This window comes from Saccharobesus litoralis (assembly GCF_003063625.1).
GTDB lineage: Bacteria > Pseudomonadota > Gammaproteobacteria > Enterobacterales > Alteromonadaceae > Saccharobesus > Saccharobesus litoralis.
On the sequence record NZ_CP026604.1, the window covers coordinates 1,798,866 to 1,818,453 of the forward strand.

The following is a 19,588-nucleotide window of genomic DNA, read 5'->3' on the forward strand; positions in this document are numbered from 1 at the left end:
TGCAGCCTTTCTTCTTGATGCAAGTATAAAAAGCTGTGTTTTTATAATTAGTACTGTTTCCAGAAAGAAATGATCAGTTGAATCACTCGCATAATTTACTATCACTCGTGATGTTTTTAACCATATTTAGAGTAAACAAACAACTTCAGGCTGAGCTCGCTTAAGGCGCCTACTTTTGGTGTCGAAGTCTTATTACTTTCTAATTTATCGACACTTCGACTGCTTCGCGCTCAGTGTGAAAGTGATCATCAATGTTTTCAACTAATCAAAATTAAATTGAAAAGGTACTTGCTTTGTACCAAAGCCTCACAAAACCGCGGCTTTTGTGGGTGATCATTTATGCTTGCAGAGCCTGCAAACCTTTCTGATCAAAAGAGTAAGAATATAAGAATGTGTTGCAGATAAACCTGAAGTGCTTGCTACACATGCAGGCACACGGCTTCCTGCTTGAGCCTAGAAACACAGTATGTAGCAGCTCTGCTACTATTGTCGGAATGATTTTCTCTCGAGCGTGACTATTCTCAGTAGGCCGCATAAATCAAAAGCGAAAGTGTTATTTTTCTGAGCTAGTGAATATATTAATGATTGAAAGACAAGTTAATCCTGCTTGTTTATTCTTACAGGTTTGCTTGGCTGCCAATTTACTATATCAGTTAATACAAAGGGATATTGCAATGGAAATGGTGTTTTAAGAAATGAAAAACCCCATGCAAGCATGGGGTTTGGTTGTTACTCAGATTAACCGTTTAAGGTTACTTACAAACATACATTAGAATTTGTAGTTAAATGACGCTTTGTAAATACGTCCGTTGTAAGTTAACTGGTGTATTGCACGGTCGTCGTCACCATAGTGCGAAGTGACCACTTCATCTGTTAAGTTAAAGGCTTGGAAGTATACCTTCATATTCTCGTTAATTTTGTAAGAACTTGAGAAATCAAGGCGACCTTTCGCTGCAATTGTTCTATCTAACGTACCTAAGAAACTATTTGCACCAGAAGTCGTTTGGTCATCACGCCAGTTATAAGCAAAACGTACACTTATGTCTTCATCTTCCCAATAAGTAATGATGTTATAAGACTCTGGTGATACGCGAGAAAGTAGGGTCTCACTACCAGATTGTCTTAGTTTAGTGTAGTTAAACACGCCACCAAAACCATTCCAAGGGTAAGGTAAAAAGTCTAGGTTTTGCTGAATTGCTAATTCAAAACCTTCTACTTTAAGTTCTTCGTCAACATTGATAGAACGCTCAATGTTAACGTCGCGGTTAAATGACTCACCTTCAGTCTCACCTTCTGCTGGTGGTAATGTTGTAACAGCAATTTCTTCACAAGTATAGTTTGTAGCATCCCCTACACGATGGAAACTATCACCTAAGAACTCATTAACAATTGGATCAGAGCCATCATCTGGGCAATAGCCTTTTTCGGTTTTAAATAGATTGCTAATATTTTTCTGGAAGTAACCAATCGAAATAGCACTACCTTCACGGTTATACCATTCTAGTGATAAATCAAAGTTATCCGCTTCATATGGTTTTAAGGTTGCGCTTGGTAATTCAAGATCGATCTTTCTCTCAGCTGGAATGAAGCTAGGAGATGGAATTTGCTTGTTGATATTAGGTCTTACAATACCTTCGTAATATGCAGTACGTAAGATGATATCTTCAGTTAATTCCAAAGAGATGTTAGCCATAGGTAAAGTATTGCTGTAATCATCTTTAAAGGTGTATGGTGTATTACTGCCTAGCTCAAAGCCGTCAAACGTATTTTCAGTTTTAACATAACGCACACCAAAATTACCTGAGTAGCTCATATCTAACGGTAAATCACCGGCAAAGTCTGTGGTCGCGTAAAACGCGGTTAATTCCTGTTTGACATCATAGTTGGTACTAACTAACCAGCCGTGACCATTACCTCTGGCTCTATCCCAGAAACCCGCGCGGTTCATGGTTAGGGTCGGTTGCACTTCTACGCCATTCTTGCGTAATACTTTTGTTGGGTCTGTTTCTATGCCATTTTGAAATGCGGCAATAGCGAGGTCATTATCTAATGTTACCCAACCACTGTTATGGTCAAATGTGCCACCAATTTTACCGTTAAAGAATGCTGACTGGTGTGCTGAAAGGGGCTGATTTGATAAGTATGATGAACCAAAGTTAGAAGCATCAATACCGCCTAGCCCGTTAACTTTATCGATACTTTCAGTGTCTTCAACTTGATATCGTGTACCAAATTTAATTGAATCAAAACGCAACGCATCACTAAAGCTTAAATCTAGGAAACGTTGAGAATTAAATTCAAAGCTATCCAACGTCGACTTTAAGTCACGAGTACGACCATTAAGATAGGTAGAAAGGTTACGATTTTGGTTTTGCGGATCTCGAACTGACAGTAAGTTTTCATCAATGCGAGGATCACGCCACGCTAAGTCATCGACTACATAGTCTATATATGGCTCATAAACTTGTACGCCATCTAGCTTACCGTCATCGAGGCGCTCAACTCGGATTTTGTCTAAATCGCCACCACCCGTATTGATATAGGCATTAAAACCAGTTTGTGCATTACTGGCTTTATTATCACCGCGGGCACGATAACCCAAACCAATATTAGTAAATTCATTTGACGCTTTCGAAGAAACGATTTGTGCATCAAAATTCCAATCGCCTACTGCATAGTCAGCATATAAAATGACACCTTGTGTTTTCTCTTCGAAGGTGGTTTTGCGGTTTTCATGCTGTAAGTGACCGTTTGTGAAAGATATAGCAGGGGCGATATAGGCATCAGCACCCGTGCCATCTGTAGCTGTATTCACGTAAAAGAACGGCTCTACATCCATATCTAATGTAACTTCACTGCCAAACCAGTCATTTTTTGGGTTAGTTTTATGTAAGCCGGATTCAAAGTTTGTCACTTCTTTAGTACCGTCATCAAGCACACGTTGTGATTTTAACAAGTGAGCTCCAACCTTGAAATTGTCACTAATACGGTATTCAAGGTTACCCGCAAATGAATAGCGATCACCTACACTGTATTGCGTCACATTTTTCGCTTTTTGTGGAACGCGTAGTACTGCATCAGATGGTACATTCCATTTTTCACGATATTGATCAACGTTAGTTGAACGTTCATGGACAATTTTGGTGATATTGCCATCGGCATCTTTTTTCTCTTCAATAAAGTCATCCGCATCGGTATAGTCAATAATGTCGAATGTATCGCGGCGGAATTCTTGCTTTGAATGGCTAAATTTAAAACCAACGGCTAGCTTGTCTTCAATTAAGTGCTTAACCCCCGAAAGCTTAATGTTAGGGTTAGTGGCTTCAGGTAGTGCTTCGTAGCTTGCACCAACACTGATATTGAATAAACCGTCTTTTTTCGATAATGCTTGTTGTAATTGCATATCAACCACACCAGCAACACCACCTTCTTGCAGGTCAGCTGTAGGAGATTTAACAACCGTTACCCCGTCGAAGATACCTGATTCGAATGCTGAAAATGGGTTAGGAGCACCAACTTCATGGCCTGCTGCGGCAGTGGGCGTAGCAAAAGATTGACCAAACGCTGTTGTTTTAACAAAACCACTGCTTAAGCCACGTAAACTAATGGTTGATTGGCGACCTTCTGTTTCTGAGTTTAACTGAATACCCGGTAAAGCTTGTAATGCTTCACCTAAATCTAATGCGGGCAAAGCTTCCATATCTGTTGCTGAGATCGCGTCAACAATTGAAGTTGCTTCACGCTTTACATGTAATGCTTGTTCTAATGAACCACGTACGCCTGAAACTTCAATGACTTCTGTTTCTTCTTCTGCTGCTAAAACCGTAGGTGATGCCAAGGCAACCATTAAACCTGCTGCGCTGCCGACGAGTATGTCTTTGGTTGCATATTTACGCGATAAGATTGCGCGAGTAATTCGTGTCTTTTGCATGTCTTTTCTCTCTAAATTGCTTTTTATTATGATTATTTCTGTTAATTAATGAGTCATGACTAGTCATGTGGGGTCAATGATACACTCATAGAAATCATTATCAATCATGAAATGTAATAAAACTTAGCTTTTGTTATATCTTTTTTTAACATTTATCAAACAAGTGATTACTTTTGTTTATTACATGCTGGGTTATTTGCTGATTTATGAAAAAATATAGTCAAAAAAATCAAATTTTCATGTTTATTTAACGGTTTTCTTTTTATTTAGGTTGGTCCAATTCATTTTAAAATGAGTTTGTAAGTAAAATTAGAATAGATTTTTCAGTGTTATTTTGATTTTAAGTTGCTGATATATAGGTATTAATTTCCATCTTGTTGATCTTTGTTTATCATTTTTCTATGAGTTTGAACCTTGTCATAGCGCTTTATAGACTATTTAATTATGCTTGAAATCTATCTTAGCGTTTTGCGTTACTTAATATTGGTTAACTGACGTTGCGAGCAGATATGTCTTACACGTTACAAGGCTAGTTGCGTGGCTTGGCGCCTATATTGTAAGTATGAACGAGAGATGTTACAGGTAACAAATGTTAACATTTAGTAATATCTCCAGTGATTGAAAATGATTGTAAAAGGTGTGTTTGTGAATATAATGCAACAAACTTAAACATAACGTGTTTTAATTTAGATTAAATACACAAATGATTAGTGAGTTGTGTAACATGCTGACTTCTTTATTGTTCCCTCTATATTCTTGTCTATCATTTCGTCTTTTCTATTCACGATTAGTTGATTGGGTGAAATTGGCAGTATTGTTTTGCTCTCTGTTGCTGGCGAATGCAAATATGGCTGTTGCTAATCCTGCTGCCGCGCCTTCCGCTAAGGTAAATAGTCTTGCCATGGATTTTGTTTGGTCTGGTCATCGAATTAAGCCTTATTTATTAACCAAAGGTAACAATCAGTTTGTCGCCTATTTTGATGCGAACAGACAAATGACAATTGCACAGCGTGAAATAGGGCGTCCTTGGCGTTACTACAAGGTTGATAGCTGGCTCGGGTGGGATAGCCATAATTATGTGACCTTGGAGTTAGATAAAGCAGGCCATATTCATGTGATGGGTAATATGCATGGCGACGCGATGGAGTATTTTCGAAGTAGTCGCCCTTTAGATGTTAGATCATTGCAACGTGTACCCATGATGGTTGACCAAAGTGTCGAATTACGCATGACTTATCCAATATTCCTGCTTAATAACCACAATGAGCTAGTGGTTAAATATCGCGACGGCGGTAGTGGTAACGGCAACGAAATTTACAATATTTATAACACTGAGACTAAACAGTGGCGCCGCTTACACCGCAACCAATTTTTAGATGGTGAAGGTAAAATGAGCGGTTACTTTGAAGGGCCGATCCGCGATGCTAATGGTCGTTTTCATTTAATCTGGGTATGGCGTAATACCCCTAATGCCGCGACTAATCATAGTTTGTCTTACGCAATGAGTGATGATTTGATCCATTGGCAAGACTCTAATGGTAAGCCTATTGCATTACCTTTAACTTTAGATAAAACAGAAGTGGTTGATCCCGTTCCCGCATTTGGTGGCATGATCAATGGTAATGTTAAGCTAGGTTTTGACCATAACAACCAACCCGTGATTGTTTATCATAAATATGATCAGCAAGGCTTCACGCAAATTTACTTGGCTCGAAAATCAGGTAAAACTTGGCAAAGCCACAAGATCAGTCAATGGCAAGGTTTTCGCTGGGACTTTAGTGGCCATGGTTCGTTAGGGCGTTTTCAAGTTAAACCTTATGCGCCTGTTGCCATTGATAATAATCAGCTAGCCATCACTGTACGTCGTTTAGATTCCGTTAAACGTTTTATTGTTAATGGCGACACACTTGAAACCATTCGCGTTGAGAATGGTTCGCTGTACCCACCAGAAATTTTAGCTAAAACGCAAGTTGCCAACCAACACTTGTTGCAAGCCAATACGTTAGCGTTGGAACATCACGTATTTGTCGGAAAAGGCGATTTGAGCCCGAGCGGTGGTCAATATTATTTATCTTGGTATAGCCAACCCGGAAATCGTGACAGAGCTCATGCTGTGATTTCACCAGCGAGTGTGTTGTCGCTGCATGAAGTGAAACAATAGTAAAGGTCGCTATTGTTTGGTTTGTCAGACAATGTCTTGCCAAAGTCCGCTGTAAGTTTGCGGACTTGTACTAAGAAAATATTAATCATTTACAACCAGACTTTTTATAGGCTGCCTAACTGGCGGCTTATCCTCCCTCAATTGCAGTAAAGGTAAAATTATGAAACGACTTATCCCCGTGCTAAAGCAAGACGGAGTCTCAATTGATTTAATTATGTTGATCCGTACGGTATTAGCTGCATCAAAAGAGATCTCTTTTCGTGTCAGTCAAGGCGCTTTAGCCGGTGTGCTAGGTTCAACACTTGATGAAAACATCCAAGGAGAAGTACAAAAGAAATTAGATGTGTTGGCCAATCAGTTAATAAAAGACATGTTATTGGCTGATGATTCTGTACGTGCTATTGCCTCGGAAGAAGAAGACCACGTGGTTGGCGGCAACCCGCAAGGTCAATATATAGTAGCGTTTGATCCATTAGACGGTTCTTCCAATATCGATATTAATGGTCAAATAGGCACTATTTTTACCATATATAAAGCCCGAGATGATGTGCCGCATGACAGCGATTTACAGTTTTCACAAAAAGGCGCTGATCAGCTTTGTGCCGGTTATGTTTTGTATGGCGCCTCTACTTTATTGGTTATGTCTACCGGTGGTCCTACTCGTTGCTTTACCTTAGACCAAACTCACGGCGGTTATTTACTGACGCAACAGACTATGAGGGTTCCAGAAAAAAGAAATGAATTTGCTGCCAATATGGCAAACTATCGATACTGGAATGATGCCAACCGTCAGTTTTTTGCGGATGTTACCCATCAAGATGAAAAGTATGACAAGTCATCAATGCGCTGGAACGCAGCTATGGTCGGTGATGTCCATCGCGTTTTAAGCCGCGGCGGTGTATTTATCTACCCAGGAGATAAACGAGCAGGGGTTGAAAATGGTAAAATCCGTTTATTGTATGAAGCAAATCCACTGGCCATGCTGGTCGAAAATGCCGGCGGACTTGCACTGTCCAATGGTCAATCTATATTGCAGATAGCGCCGACGTCTTTGCATCAAAGAGTGCCAATTGCTATGGGCTCTAAGTTGAATGTTGAGCTATACACAGCAGCGACCACTTAGCATGATTAATATCAATTGTCGGGCCGAATTTATTTCGGCTAGCACAAGATTTGGCGATGTAAAATCGCCCCTGCAATCACCTATATTACAAAAAGAAAGTTTTATTGTAGGGCTGGCTTTATGCCAGCTAACACAAGGTTTGTCGATGTAAAATCGACTCTGCAATCACCTATATTTCAATAAGAATGTTTTATTGTAGGGCAGGCTTTATGCCAGCTAGCACAAGGTTTGTCGATGTAAAATCAACCCTACAAGTTAGCAAATGGATATAAATTTAACCCTTCATAACTTGAAAGTTGAAGTACTTGCTAGATCATCCTGTGCACTGACCTCAAGCTCCCAACAAATTAAACTCCATACAAGAATGCGAAATTCATATTAACAGGGTTGGCTTAAATGGCAGATTTTGAGCGTTTTGTTCGTTAACCTTGTTATCCAACCTGAATATCTTCAATTGTTACCCTGAACCATAATGGTACTAAGCTGTTCCAGTCATAAAATGGAAAACAAACGTCTTTATTTATCAATATAAGAAGGTATCAGTCAAAATTATTCTAACTATAATAAAACCAATCACTTATCGATATAAGCCTGGAATTTAGTTTTAAATCCTTAAATATCTATTTAAATCAGTAGTTTATACTGGTTGTTTAATATGTGTTTTTATTTTGTTATATCATTTTTTTCATTTTGTGTGATTGGTATTGATTAATTGTGCTTGACTGTGTTTGTTTGGGCGTTACTATTAGGGCATTATTTAATCGTAAATCGTTATATTTCATTTTAAACACAGATTGTTGTTAGACATCACGAGTTGGAGAAGAAGGCCAATGCCTATTAAAAAAGATGAATTTATCCATGTTGATTACAACTGGGATGATGCTGTAGCTGAAGGTTTAGACCCAGTAGAAAGTTTAGTTTACCGTTCAAATGTATTGGGTGCTGATCAACGTATTACAAACACGGGTGGTGGTAACACATCAGCCAAAATCATGGAACTTGACCCATTAACCGGTGAAGAAGTCGAAGTGTTGTGGGTTAAAGGCTCTGGTGGCGATTTACGTACAGCGAAAAAAGAAAACTTTTCTTCTTTGTATCAAGGTAAATTAGAAAACCTTGAAGAAGCTTACCAAAAGCAACCTGAAACGGGCTATAAGTCAGCCGGTGAAGATGCAATGGTGGGTATGTATAAGCATTGTAACTTCTGTTTAAATCCTCGCGCTTCGTCAATTGATACACCATTACACTCAATGATTTCTGACAAGCATGTTGACCACTTGCACCCGAATGCGGTTATTGCTGTGGCATCTTGTAAAGACCAAAAAGAGCTTACCGAAGTGATTTGGGGCGGCAAAATGGCTTATGTACCATGGATGCGTCCTGGGTGGGAAGCGGCAAAAGTATGTGAAGAAGCATATGCTGCGGCACCTGACAGTATAGGTATTTTGCTAGGTCAGCACGGCCACACTAACTGGAATAGCGAGAGCAAAAGCTGTTACGAAACGTCATTATGGGTTATTGAAACAGCAGCACGTTATATCGAAGAACATGACAAAGGTGAAATGACCTTTGGTGGTGCTAAAGTAGATAGCTTAGCAGAAGACGCACGTAACGAATTACTTAGCAAATTTTTACCGGTTGCGCGTGGCTTATTGTCAAATAAAGTTAAATTTATTGGCACAGTGCAATCAGATGAAAATGCGTTACGTTTTGTTAATAGCGTAGATGCACCGCGTTTAGCTAAGTTAGGTACCTCTTGCCCTGATCACTTCTTACGTACCAAAATTCAACCATTGTATGTTGACTTTAACCCACAACAAGACAGCTTTGAAACCTTAGTTGAAAAGTTCAAAGCGGGTATTGAGCAATACCGTGAAGACTACACAGCGTACTACAATGCGTGTAAGCGTGACGATTCACCAGCAATGCGTGATCCTAGCCCTACAGTCGTGTTAATCCCAGGTGTTGGTATTATTGGTTGGGGTAAAAACAAATCTGAATCACGTGTGACTACTGAATTCTATAACTGTGCAATTGAAGTGATGCGTGGTGCTGAAGCTATCAGTGAATACACAGCCTTACCACAACAAGAAGCCTTTGATATTGAATACTGGGCGTTAGAAGAAGCCAAGCTACAACGTATGCCAAAAGAAGCGCCACTAGCGCGTGATATCGTGGTTGTGATTGGTGCTGGCGACGGCATTGGTAAAGAAACTGCCTTCCGTGTTGCAAAAGAAGGTGCGCATGTAGTGTGTGCTGATTTACGTGCAGAAGCTGCGCAAAAAACTGCTGATGAATTAACCGCTATCTATGGTCAAGGTATTGGTGTAGCCGGTACGGGTATTTCAGGTTGTGGTCCAGCGATTGCGGCTGAAGTGAATATCACTGACCGTGAAAGTGTTAAAGCCATGTTCGACAAAGTGATTTTGGCTTACGGCGGTATCGACAAAGTTATCGTGACTGCGGGTGTCTTCTTAGCACCAGGTCAAGCGGGTATGTCAAACGACCAGCAATTTGATGTTAGCTTCGCGGTTAACGTTAAAGGTGGCTACATTGTTGGTACAGAAGCGAATGAAATCTGGCAAGCACAAGGCCTAAAAGGTGCCATGGTATTAACGACTAGTGTTAATGCAGCAGTATCGAAAAAAGGTTCATTGGCTTATGACACGTCAAAAGCCGCTGCTAACCACTTGGTTCGTGAATTAGCGGTAGAGTTATCACCATTAGTTAACGTAAACGGTCTAGCCCCAGCGACAGTAGTTAAAGGTAGCACCATGTTCCCACGTGACCGTGTGATTGCGTCATTAACTAAGTACGATGTCGAGTTTGCACAGAGCGATTCAGATGATGAATTACGTGACAAGCTAGCAAACTTCTATGCACAGCGTACCTTGACTAAAGCGCCAATTACGCCGGCTGACCAAGCTGAAGCGGCATACTTAATGGTATCTGGCCAGTTAAGTAAAACCACAGGCCAAATCATTAGTGTTGATGGCGGTCTACACGAAGCGTTCTTGCGTTAATTTTTATCAATAGGGTGGATCGAGTTGGTTCATCCGATTGAATTATTAATTTGGTACGTGCAAGAAAGCACGTACACAAGGCATATTAACTAGTTTTTAGTTGGATTAAATCATGAATAAAGATCAAGTACTTGCAGCGTATGAGCAAGCAAAAGAAGTTTTTGCTAAGCAAGGTATCGACACCGAGCAAGCACTAGCGCAATTAGCTAAAACGCCTATTTCAATTCACTGTTGGCAAGGCGATGATGTAAAAGGTTTTGAAATTGCACAACGTGAATTAAGCGGTGGTATTCAAGCCACTGGTAATTACCCAGGTAAAGCGACTACGGCGGTTGAGCTTCGTGCTGATATGGAAAAAGCGTTCAGCTTAATCCCTGGTGCTAAGCGCGTTAATTTACACGCTATCTATATTGACTCTGAAGAAGATGTTGATCGTGACAAAATTGAACCACGCCATTTCGAGCGTTGGGTAACATGGGCCAAAGAGCAAGGTATTGGTTTAGACTTTAACCCGTCTCTTTTCTCGCATGAAAAATCAGATGATGGTTTTACTTTATCTCACCCTGATGATGAAATTCGTCAATTCTGGATCGATCACGTTAAAGCCAGCCGTAAAGTATCTGAATACTTTGGTAGAGAATTAGGCACACCTTCATACATGAATATCTGGATCCCAGATGGTATGAAAGATCAGCCTGCTGATCGCTTGTCGCCGCGTAAGCGCCTGCAAGAATCATTAGACGAAGCGATTTCTGAAAAAATTGACACTAAGTATCACGTTGATGCGGTTGAGTGTAAATTATTCGGTATAGGCGCTGAAGCTTACACGGTTGGTAGTAATGAATTCTATTTAAGCTATGCTGCTACTCGTGGTACAGCGCTTTGTTTAGATGCCGGTCACTTCCATCCAACAGAAGTGATTTCTGACAAGATCAGTACGTGTTCACTTTACATTGAAAACATGCAGTTACACGTAACTCGTCCAATGCGCTGGGATTCCGATCACATCGTATCTTTCGACGACGAAACGCAAGCAATCATGCGTGAAATCGTGCGTAACGACTTATTAGACCGCATGTCTATCGGTTTAGATTTCTTTGATGCGTCAGTAAACCGTATCGCTGCTTGGGTTATTGGTACACGTAACGCGCAAAAAGCATTGCTTAAAGCGCTTCTTGAGCCGGTTGCTAAAATCAAAGCGGCAGAGCAAGATTTTGATTACACGACTCGTTTAGCATTAATGGAAGAAGCACATTCACAACCTTGGGCGGCTGTATGGGATTACCATTGTTTACAGCAAGGCACGCCAGTAGGTGCTGATTGGTTACAAGATGTAAAAGCTTACGAAGAAGAAATTTTACTTAAGCGTTCGTAGTAACTTGTCTGATATGTGAAGACTAATGTAATAATAAATAGTGAAGGTGCTTAGGCATCTTCACTTGTTTTAGATAATTAGAATTATAATTAATAACAACAATACATATTCATTGTTAGTACACAGCAAGCTGGGTGCTGGCAATAGCAAAGGGGCTAATATGTCATCAGCAGAAGAATTTGAAACTCAACCAGTCGGGCCTAAAAAGCTCCAAGGCGCAAAAACATTTGCGGCCAGTTACGCTGGTGAGCACGTTGCCGGTACAGAGTTTGTTATCGGTGCATTATTTGTTTCATGGGGCGTCGGCGCCATGGATGTCATTATCGGTTTATTATTTGGTAACCTGTTAGCCGTTTTAACATGGGGCCTTATCACGGCTCCTATTGCAACCGATACCCGTTTAACCTTATACGCCTATTTAGAGAAAATTGCCGGCCCTGGCACGATCAAACTCTATAGTGTCGTTAACGGTATTTTGTTCTGTGTACTGGCGGGCGCAATGATCACGGTATCAGCGTCGGCGGTGCGTATTCCGTTTGGTATTCCTGATCAAGTTGGTTATTTCCCAACTGATATGCGGTTTGTCGCAGTGGTATTAGGGGTTGGTGCTGTTGTTGTGTACATGGCGGTTAAAGGCTTTAAAAAGCTTGCAGCATTTGCAGAAATTTGTGCACCTTGGATGATATTAATGTTTTTTGTTGGCGCATTAGTCATGATGCCGACCACGGTTGGCGCAACAGCCGGCGTTGATAGCATTAACAGCTTTGGCGATTTTATGACGGTTGCCAGTCAATCTATTTGGAAAGATAGCGACGGCGACATTGGTATTTGGCATGTTATTGCTTTTGCTTGGGTCGCTAACTTAGCCATGCACGGTAGCTTAGGTGATATGACCTTATTGCGTTTTGCTAAAAAAGCTAAGTATGGTTACTTCTCGGCATTAGGTATGTTTATTGGCCACTACATGGCTTGGATCTGTGCCGGTATTATGGGTGCAGGTGCAGCGATTTTACTCCAAACTAGCATTACAGCTATCGATCCGGGTTCTGTTGCTTATACCGCATTAGGTGTATCAGGCATTATTGCGGTTATCATTGCCGGTTGGACAACGTCAAACCCAACTATTTATCGTGCTGGTTTAGCCTTTAGCTCGTTAAACCACGCTTGGGGTCGTACTAAAGTAACGATTGTCGTGGGTGTTATTACTACGATTATTGCTTGTTCGCCATTTGTATTCTCTGGCTTACTTGGCTTTGTTGGCTATATGGGCTTATTGCTTGCTCCTGTTGGTGCCATCATAGTGACTGAACATTGGTTGTTCCCTAAACTTGGCTTAACGCGTTACTGGTCAAGCTATAAAGGTAACACGACTAATATGGCCGCCTTTATCACTTGGATTGTATCAATGGCCGCTGGTATCGCCGTTGAGCAAGCAGGATTACTGCACTTATTCTTTATTCTTATCCCGTTATGGATTTTCTCTACCTTGCTTTATATCGGTTTAGCTTCAGCCATGGGGGCGAAAGAAACCTACCCACAAGCGGCGGTAGCTGAACAACAAGAATTAAAGCGTAAGCAAATTGAAGCTGAATATTTAGCATCACCAAGTGCTCAGCAATCAGCAGATGAGAACACCATACCAGCACTGGCTAAGATGGCTAAATATGTTTCTTGGGCAGCACTTGGACTATGCTTGTATTTAGGTGTTGCTTCATACGCTGAAGGCAATATTGCTTTAGTGACTGATTGGCTAATTTTCCCAACCTTGGTTTACTTTGTGACCGCGACTTATGCTTACATTGCTAGCAATAATGCAGAAGAAGCAGCCGTAGAAGCCAATGGCGAAACGGTTGAAGCTAATTAGTACTCCGACACAAAAGTTTTGATAAGTTGAGCTGGCTTTTATTGTTAATCTAAGTTGAAAAGCATGCAAGATTAACGACCAGCTCCATTGTAGGGCCGAATTTATTTCGGCTAGCACAAGGTTTGTCGATGTAAAATCGACCCTACAATTTAGCAAGTGGTTGTAGATTCAACCGTTCAAACTTTTGGGGAATGCCTGTAGGGCTGAAGAATGAAGCCCAACAAAACCAATACTTGTTTTATGCGCATAAGGTCGTGATTTAACCGAGTTCTAGGTTTTGCTCTACAGTAATTTCAACGGATCAATTTTTTAGCAAGCATCGATATATAACAAAGAAGCTAGTGACTAAGTTACTGGCTTTCATTTCCTTTATATTTTTTACAATTTTCAGTGCCAGATCTTGATATGACTCAATCAACTAATGAAAACACTCTGATCCTTGATATAGGTAAAACGCATGTAAAGTTACATGTTTTAGATGACAGTTACTTATCTATTTATTCAAAAGAAATGGATAACCTTGTAGTACACACAGGTCAATATCCAGCAGCCAGTGTTTCTGCTATTTGGCATTGGTTTAAAACGAATGTTAAAGAATTTGCCGGTAACTTTAATATCACTCGCATCACTATTACGACCCATGGAGCGACAGCGGCATTGATCGATCGCAATAGTGAGACAGACGACGGGTTAGTATTACCCGTTTTAGATTATGAATTTACAGGCACCGATGAGCAAAGCCCAAACTATGCTCAAGTGCGTCCCGATTTCAGTCAAACCTATTCACCAAATTTACCCGCTGGGCTTAATTTAGGTCGCCAATTATATTGGCTTAAAAATCAGTTCCCGCAGGAGTTTGCCAAAGCGACTGATATTTTGATGTATCCGCAATACTGGGTTTGGCGTTTAACAGGCCAGCGGTATTCTGAAATCACCTCGTTAGGTTGTCATACTGACCTTTGGTCTGTTGCCGGCAATGATTATTCGTCACTTGTTGATGAGTTGGAATGTCGTGATAAGTTTCCACCATTAGCGCCTGCTTGGCAAAATTGTGGTGGGCTACGTGCAGAGTTAAGCGAAGAGTTGGGTATTGATAGCCAGTGCCAAGTATTTAGTGGTTTGCATGACAGTAATGCCAGCTTTTTACGTTATAAATTAACCCAAGGTGACAAGCCGTTTACGGTTGTCTCTTCAGGTACTTGGACTATTTTAATGGCATCGCAAGTGCCGTTAACTAACCTACAACAGTCAAAAGACATGTTAGCCAATATTGATGCACTAAGCAGTCCGATTGCGTGTGCTCGCTTTATGGGCGGGCGAGAGTTCGCGGCTATTTGTGAGCAAACTCAGGCTAAAGTGAGTGATCATTTTGATGAGCAAGATTTGCAAGCGGTTATAGATAAAGCGGTATTGGCCTTGCCAGACTTTAGTGGCGGCAGTGGCCCATTTGGTGGCTGTGAGCCCGCATTTAAAGGCCCAGTCGATCAGGTGAAGGGCGCTGCGCTGGCCACCTTATATTGTGCTTTACTTGTTGATTATCAACTGAGTGTATTGCAGTCCAAGGGTACGGTTTATATTGAAGGGGCCTTCCTTAAAAACCCATTACTTTGTGCGCTGATTAATCAACTAAGAACTGAGCAAAATGTTGAACTTTCGCAAGATTCAACCGGTACTGTGATGGGCGCGGCTTATTTAACGGATTGGGATAATGTGCAAAGCCAAATTGAAACATCGCAAGCTAAAACAACCCAATTGCAAGGGCTTGCGGCATATCAAGCCTTGTGGTTAGCACAAATTAATCAGCAAAATTAACTATGCTATCTATACTCAATGTGAGGGAGATGTAAGTTAAGGAGTTTTATTAAAATATTTATGCTGTGCTTTTTGCACAGCGTTACCTTGAACAGTGGTTCGGAGCCAACATGCTAAAAAAAATGAAATTGCTTAAAAACAAATTGCTCGCAATTTGTACATTACCGCTAATTATCATTTCAGTTATTTTGTTGTGGGTTACTTTAAATGAGCTTGAGTCGTTTAAACAACAACAAATTGAGCGCGAACGAGCCACCTTGCTAGCTCAGAAAAAGAATGAGCTTAAATCACTTGTTTTGCTTGCCCTGTCTTCCATGGATGGCATTTTAAAACAAGCGCCATCCGACTCTCGTGACCAAGCGATTAAAGACATGATTTACCGCCTGCGCTTTGGCGAAGGCACTTACTTTTTTATTAATAGCTACGATTTGTATGCTATTGCTAACGGCAGAGTAGGGCCTAAACCGGCTAAAAAGCTCAATATAGACCCCAATAAATTTCCTGGTCGCAAACATCCATTGATTGAGATGGTTGATGTTGCAAAACAGGGGGGCGGCTTTATTCACTATACCGCATTTAAAAAATTAGGTGACGAGGACCAAGCGCCTAAATTGGCTTATGCGCAAAATATTCCCGGCTATGACTGGCTGATTGGTACAGGTTATTTTATTGACGATATTGAAGTCATGGTACAAAAGAAAATAGATAGCTTTGACTCAACATTTCAGCGTATTACTACCAAAACTGTGATCACTGCAATTGTTATCTTAATTGTCTGTTGGAGCGCGTGTTTAATGCTGATCCTTAAAGCATTACGCCCATTAGACAACATGAATGAAGCGTTACAAGATATCGCTCATGGTAACGGCGATTTAACCCATAAATTAAAAGTAGAATCTGATGATGAAGTGGGGCGTTGTGCAAAATCGTTTAACGATTTTTCTGAGAAAATTCGCCAGATCGTTAAAAACGTAACGGATGAGGCCAGTATTATCAATGATGCTACCGTGAGTTTAGATAACTCGTCGAAAGTCAGTTTGAAACTGGTGGAAGAGCAACGCATTAAAACCGAATACTTAAACCAAGTTATTTACGAAATGGTCGCCAGTGCGCAAGAAATCACTAAAAATGGTAACAGGGCAGCCAGTGCTGCAAATGATGCTACTAATGAAGCGTCAGCGACTTCAGAAGCTTTGTTGAAGGCAGTTAATAAACTGCAGTCGTTAGATGATGATATTCAGCAATCATCTGTCGCAATGAATGAGCTAGAGCGCGAAACTGATGCCATCGGCAGTGTATTGGAAGTGATCCAACAAATCGCTGAGCAAACTAATTTACTCGCATTAAATGCCGCAATAGAGGCCGCTCGCGCAGGAGAGCAGGGTCGAGGTTTTGCCGTTGTCGCAGATGAAGTACGCACTTTAGCTAGCCGCACGCAAGCCAGTACAGAAGAAATTCGCGAGATGATTGATAAGTTGCAATCAGGCGCTGCCAATGCCGCCGCGGCTATGCAAGTGAGTAAAGCTTCTAGTATGGAAGCGCGAGATGTTGCCGTGGCCTCGAATGAGTCATTGCAAAAAGTCAATTTGGCCATAAAGGTTATTAACGAGGTTAACTCTGTCGTCGCGACAGCCGCCGCGCAACAAACCAGTGTTACAGAAGAGCTTAATAAAAACCTCCATGACTTACACGAACTCACGAGTAATACCGAGCAAGAATCGAGAATTGTCACCGAAACTGGCCAAAAGTTAAAATCGAATGTGTTAGTGCTGAACAAAGAGGTTGGGTGTTTTACGGTTTAATTTCTTTAAATAAGGTAATTAATTTACCAAGTTTTGTGGAAAATTAGCGTTTTAAAATATTCAGTTTTTGTGGGTGAGTTTTTATGCTTGCAGAGCCTGCAAACCTTTTTGACTAAAAGAGCAAGTCAACAAGCTCTTGATCCAGTCAAATCATAAGTACAAGCTATCCATGCAGGCAAAGCTACCGCGCCCTGCTAGCGCTAAGTTCCTGCATCTATAGACAGCAAAAGTTGCTCCCTGAAGCCAAATCTAGCCTAAAACAAGGCTGATTGTGTTGTAACTTTTAGCTGCTGCTGGAGATATTGCTGTCAATCACCCCTTGGTATCACTATTTACTACTTTTTACCTTTATATCTTCTTTACGAAAAAAATGTGGTTAACTATCGATACTTAATTCCGAGATAAAAAATGCAATATGAAAATTTTAGCTGCTGTATTAGTTTTAATTACCTTAAATGGTTGCACTGTTGTTCCAGCTACAGTTGCAGGTTTGGATAGTTTGATTCCTCGTGAATCAAAACCAATTCCAGGACACTTTCTAATTTCATACCAAGACTTGCGAACATCAGAAACTACCCATATTAAAATTAGCTGCGAACACTATTATCGTGCAGGATTTAGTACCCAAGGTAACGCTTGGAGTTTGCGATACGTTCAAGAGCCGCAAAAATTCCAGTTCACTTTACCTGATGGTCAACAGGGAGAGTTTGATAATCCCAGTTGTTTTCAATTGCTAGAGCCTGAACACTATAAATTCAACAATATTCGATTCAATTTAGCGGCTCAAAAATATATCTGGTTTAGTAAAGAAAGTGATAAGTGGGTTTATCGTAAATATAACCGTACCTTAAAAAAGCCAGAGGTAATATTTGAAGTACCTATCAAAATTGAATTGCAAAAAGTAGAAGATTAAAAGACCAACCAATTTATATATTCGTCAACTAATTACATAACAACCAAAATGACATCGCTGTCATTTTGGTTGTTATGTGTTATATATTTGTCTGTAAACCCATTTTTTCTTGATCTGTATTGATAGTTCTTGAGTAACCGGAGACAAATATTTAATGAAACGCTTAACTAAAATCACCTTGATAGGTATTTTTATCCTGTCTGCCAACGCTTTTGCCAATCCGTTTTCAGGTACATGGAAATTGGTTGCTGGTGAATATATCAACCATGAAGGTGTGTTGGTCAACTACCAAGATTTAAACCTGAGTTCAATTAAAGTCATCACTAATCGCTATTTTAGTTTTGTTAGCATGTCCGGCGATAAATTTTGGAGCTCAGGTACAGGTAAGTTTAGTTACACTAATGACGAATATATTGAGGTACCTATCTACACGTCATACAAAACAGCGAGCGGTAAAACTTATACGTTTTCATATCAATTACTCGGTGATATATGGCATAACGCTAGATGGGAAAATGGCCTTAGAGTAGAGTATGAAACTTGGCAGCGTATTGAGTAGTGCTTTTCCAATAATGGAATGACCTGCTATCCTGCCGGCACCCAGTGTTGCTAGCTTAACCGAGCGGCGCACTGACAGAAAGTATTAGTATTACTTTAACTGTTTATAATTAATAAGGATTTTTGATGAAAATTTGCCAATTAATGCCACTGTTATTTTTGCTTGTTTGTGGCATAACACATGCTAGTACAATCAAAGATCCTGAGACACAACACTTATTAAATTTTACGGGTTTAAAAACAGATATTCTAATTGGTGAAATAGAAGGGGTTAAGTTAACAATTAATATTGCCCAGCCCAAAGTAAGAGGGAAGAAGCCAAGACCCGTATTGGTATTCATCCATGGTGGCGGGCTTATTAAAGGCGATAAAAATTCGTTAAACCAACGTATTGTTAAAATGGCTAGTAAAGGCGTTGTTACTGCCAGTTTGATGTATCGCCTAGCGCCAGAATATAAGTTCCCTGCTGCGATTGAAGATGTAAAAGCCGGCATTCGGTTTATAAAGGCGAATGCCAAAGTGCTGCATATTGACCCTGATAATATCGTGGTTAATGGCGCGTCAGCCGGCGGGTATTTGGCGGTTATGTTGGGGGTTACAGGCAATTCATCGGCTTTTGCCAAGCATGGCTTATACACAGAGTATGATTCGGTTGTCAAAGCGGTTATGGCGCAATCACCGCCGGTGGGCGATTATACTAAAGCCAATTATCAGGATTTTGCTTTAGTAAAACGATTTAAAAACAATAGTAACGACATGCAAAAGTCACTAGCTGCTATTTCCCCCGTTACTTATTTAGATAAACAAGACCCACCGTTTTTTATTTCGCACGGTACTGCGGATACCGTTGTCCCAGTCGAAATGAGTCGACACTTTACAGCCGAACTTAAAAAACTAGGGCATGAGTACGAATATATAGAAGTGGAGGGCGGAAAGCACAGCCTAACGCGTTCTAAGCCTCTACAAGCGAAGCTAGTATTTAAAGCTACGATGCAGTTTTTCGCGAAGCATACTAGGGACTGAACT

The 19,588-nt window shown here is 40.6% G+C and carries 12 protein-coding genes; 10 read left to right on the forward strand and 2 right to left on the reverse strand.

The window, feature by feature from the left end:
* Window positions 1–769 precede the first annotated feature (769 nt).
* Window positions 770–3,931, reverse strand: a complete 3,162-nt coding sequence (locus C2869_RS06285) for a TonB-dependent receptor (RefSeq protein ID WP_108602142.1) — start codon at window positions 3,929–3,931, stop codon at window positions 770–772.
* 777 nt (window positions 3,932–4,708) lie between these two features.
* Window positions 4,709–4,834, reverse strand: a complete 126-nt coding sequence (locus tag C2869_RS22975) for a hypothetical protein (protein WP_268958804.1) — start codon at window positions 4,832–4,834, stop codon at window positions 4,709–4,711.
* Between C2869_RS22975 and C2869_RS06290 the strand changes: the two genes are divergently transcribed.
* From C2869_RS06290 to C2869_RS06335, 10 genes are all read left to right on the forward strand, one after another.
* Window positions 4,833–6,092: a BNR repeat-containing protein gene (locus tag C2869_RS06290; protein WP_228710782.1), complete on the forward strand. Its 1,260-nt coding sequence runs from the start codon at window positions 4,833–4,835 to the stop codon at window positions 6,090–6,092. The genes C2869_RS22975 and C2869_RS06290 overlap by 2 nt on opposite strands.
* A gap of 160 nt (window positions 6,093–6,252) precedes the next feature.
* The gene (locus C2869_RS06295) at window positions 6,253–7,215 is read left to right on the forward strand and encodes a class 1 fructose-bisphosphatase (RefSeq protein WP_108602144.1); all 963 of its coding nucleotides are present in this window, start codon (window positions 6,253–6,255) and stop codon (window positions 7,213–7,215) included.
* A gap of 830 nt (window positions 7,216–8,045) precedes the next feature.
* Window positions 8,046–10,238: a bifunctional rhamnulose-1-phosphate aldolase/short-chain dehydrogenase gene (locus C2869_RS06300; RefSeq protein ID WP_108602145.1), complete on the forward strand. Its 2,193-nt coding sequence runs from the start codon at window positions 8,046–8,048 to the stop codon at window positions 10,236–10,238.
* A 112-nt stretch (window positions 10,239–10,350) separates the two neighbouring features.
* Window positions 10,351–11,613, forward strand: a complete 1,263-nt coding sequence (rhaA, locus tag C2869_RS06305; protein ID WP_108602146.1) for an L-rhamnose isomerase — start codon at window positions 10,351–10,353, stop codon at window positions 11,611–11,613.
* Between the two features lie 160 nt (window positions 11,614–11,773).
* On the forward strand, window positions 11,774–13,477 hold the full coding sequence (locus C2869_RS06310) for a purine-cytosine permease family protein (protein WP_108602147.1): 1,704 nt from the start codon (window positions 11,774–11,776) through the stop codon (window positions 13,475–13,477).
* A gap of 405 nt (window positions 13,478–13,882) precedes the next feature.
* Window positions 13,883–15,289 (forward strand): FGGY-family carbohydrate kinase, encoded by a 1,407-nt coding sequence (locus C2869_RS06315; protein ID WP_108602148.1) that lies wholly within the window; start codon window positions 13,883–13,885, stop codon window positions 15,287–15,289.
* Window positions 15,290–15,411: 122 nt separating this feature from the next.
* Window positions 15,412–17,091: a methyl-accepting chemotaxis protein gene (locus tag C2869_RS06320; protein WP_159084064.1), complete on the forward strand. Its 1,680-nt coding sequence runs from the start codon at window positions 15,412–15,414 to the stop codon at window positions 17,089–17,091.
* A gap of 415 nt (window positions 17,092–17,506) precedes the next feature.
* The gene (locus C2869_RS06325) at window positions 17,507–18,004 is read left to right on the forward strand and encodes a hypothetical protein (protein ID WP_108602150.1); all 498 of its coding nucleotides are present in this window, start codon (window positions 17,507–17,509) and stop codon (window positions 18,002–18,004) included.
* 154 nt (window positions 18,005–18,158) lie between these two features.
* Window positions 18,159–18,563 (forward strand): hypothetical protein, encoded by a 405-nt coding sequence (locus C2869_RS06330; RefSeq protein ID WP_108602151.1) that lies wholly within the window; start codon window positions 18,159–18,161, stop codon window positions 18,561–18,563.
* Between the two features lie 125 nt (window positions 18,564–18,688).
* Window positions 18,689–19,585 carry an alpha/beta hydrolase gene (locus C2869_RS06335; RefSeq protein WP_108602152.1) on the forward strand — a complete coding sequence of 299 codons (897 nt, stop codon included), beginning with the start codon at window positions 18,689–18,691 and terminating at the stop codon, window positions 19,583–19,585.
* Window positions 19,586–19,588 lie beyond the last annotated feature (3 nt).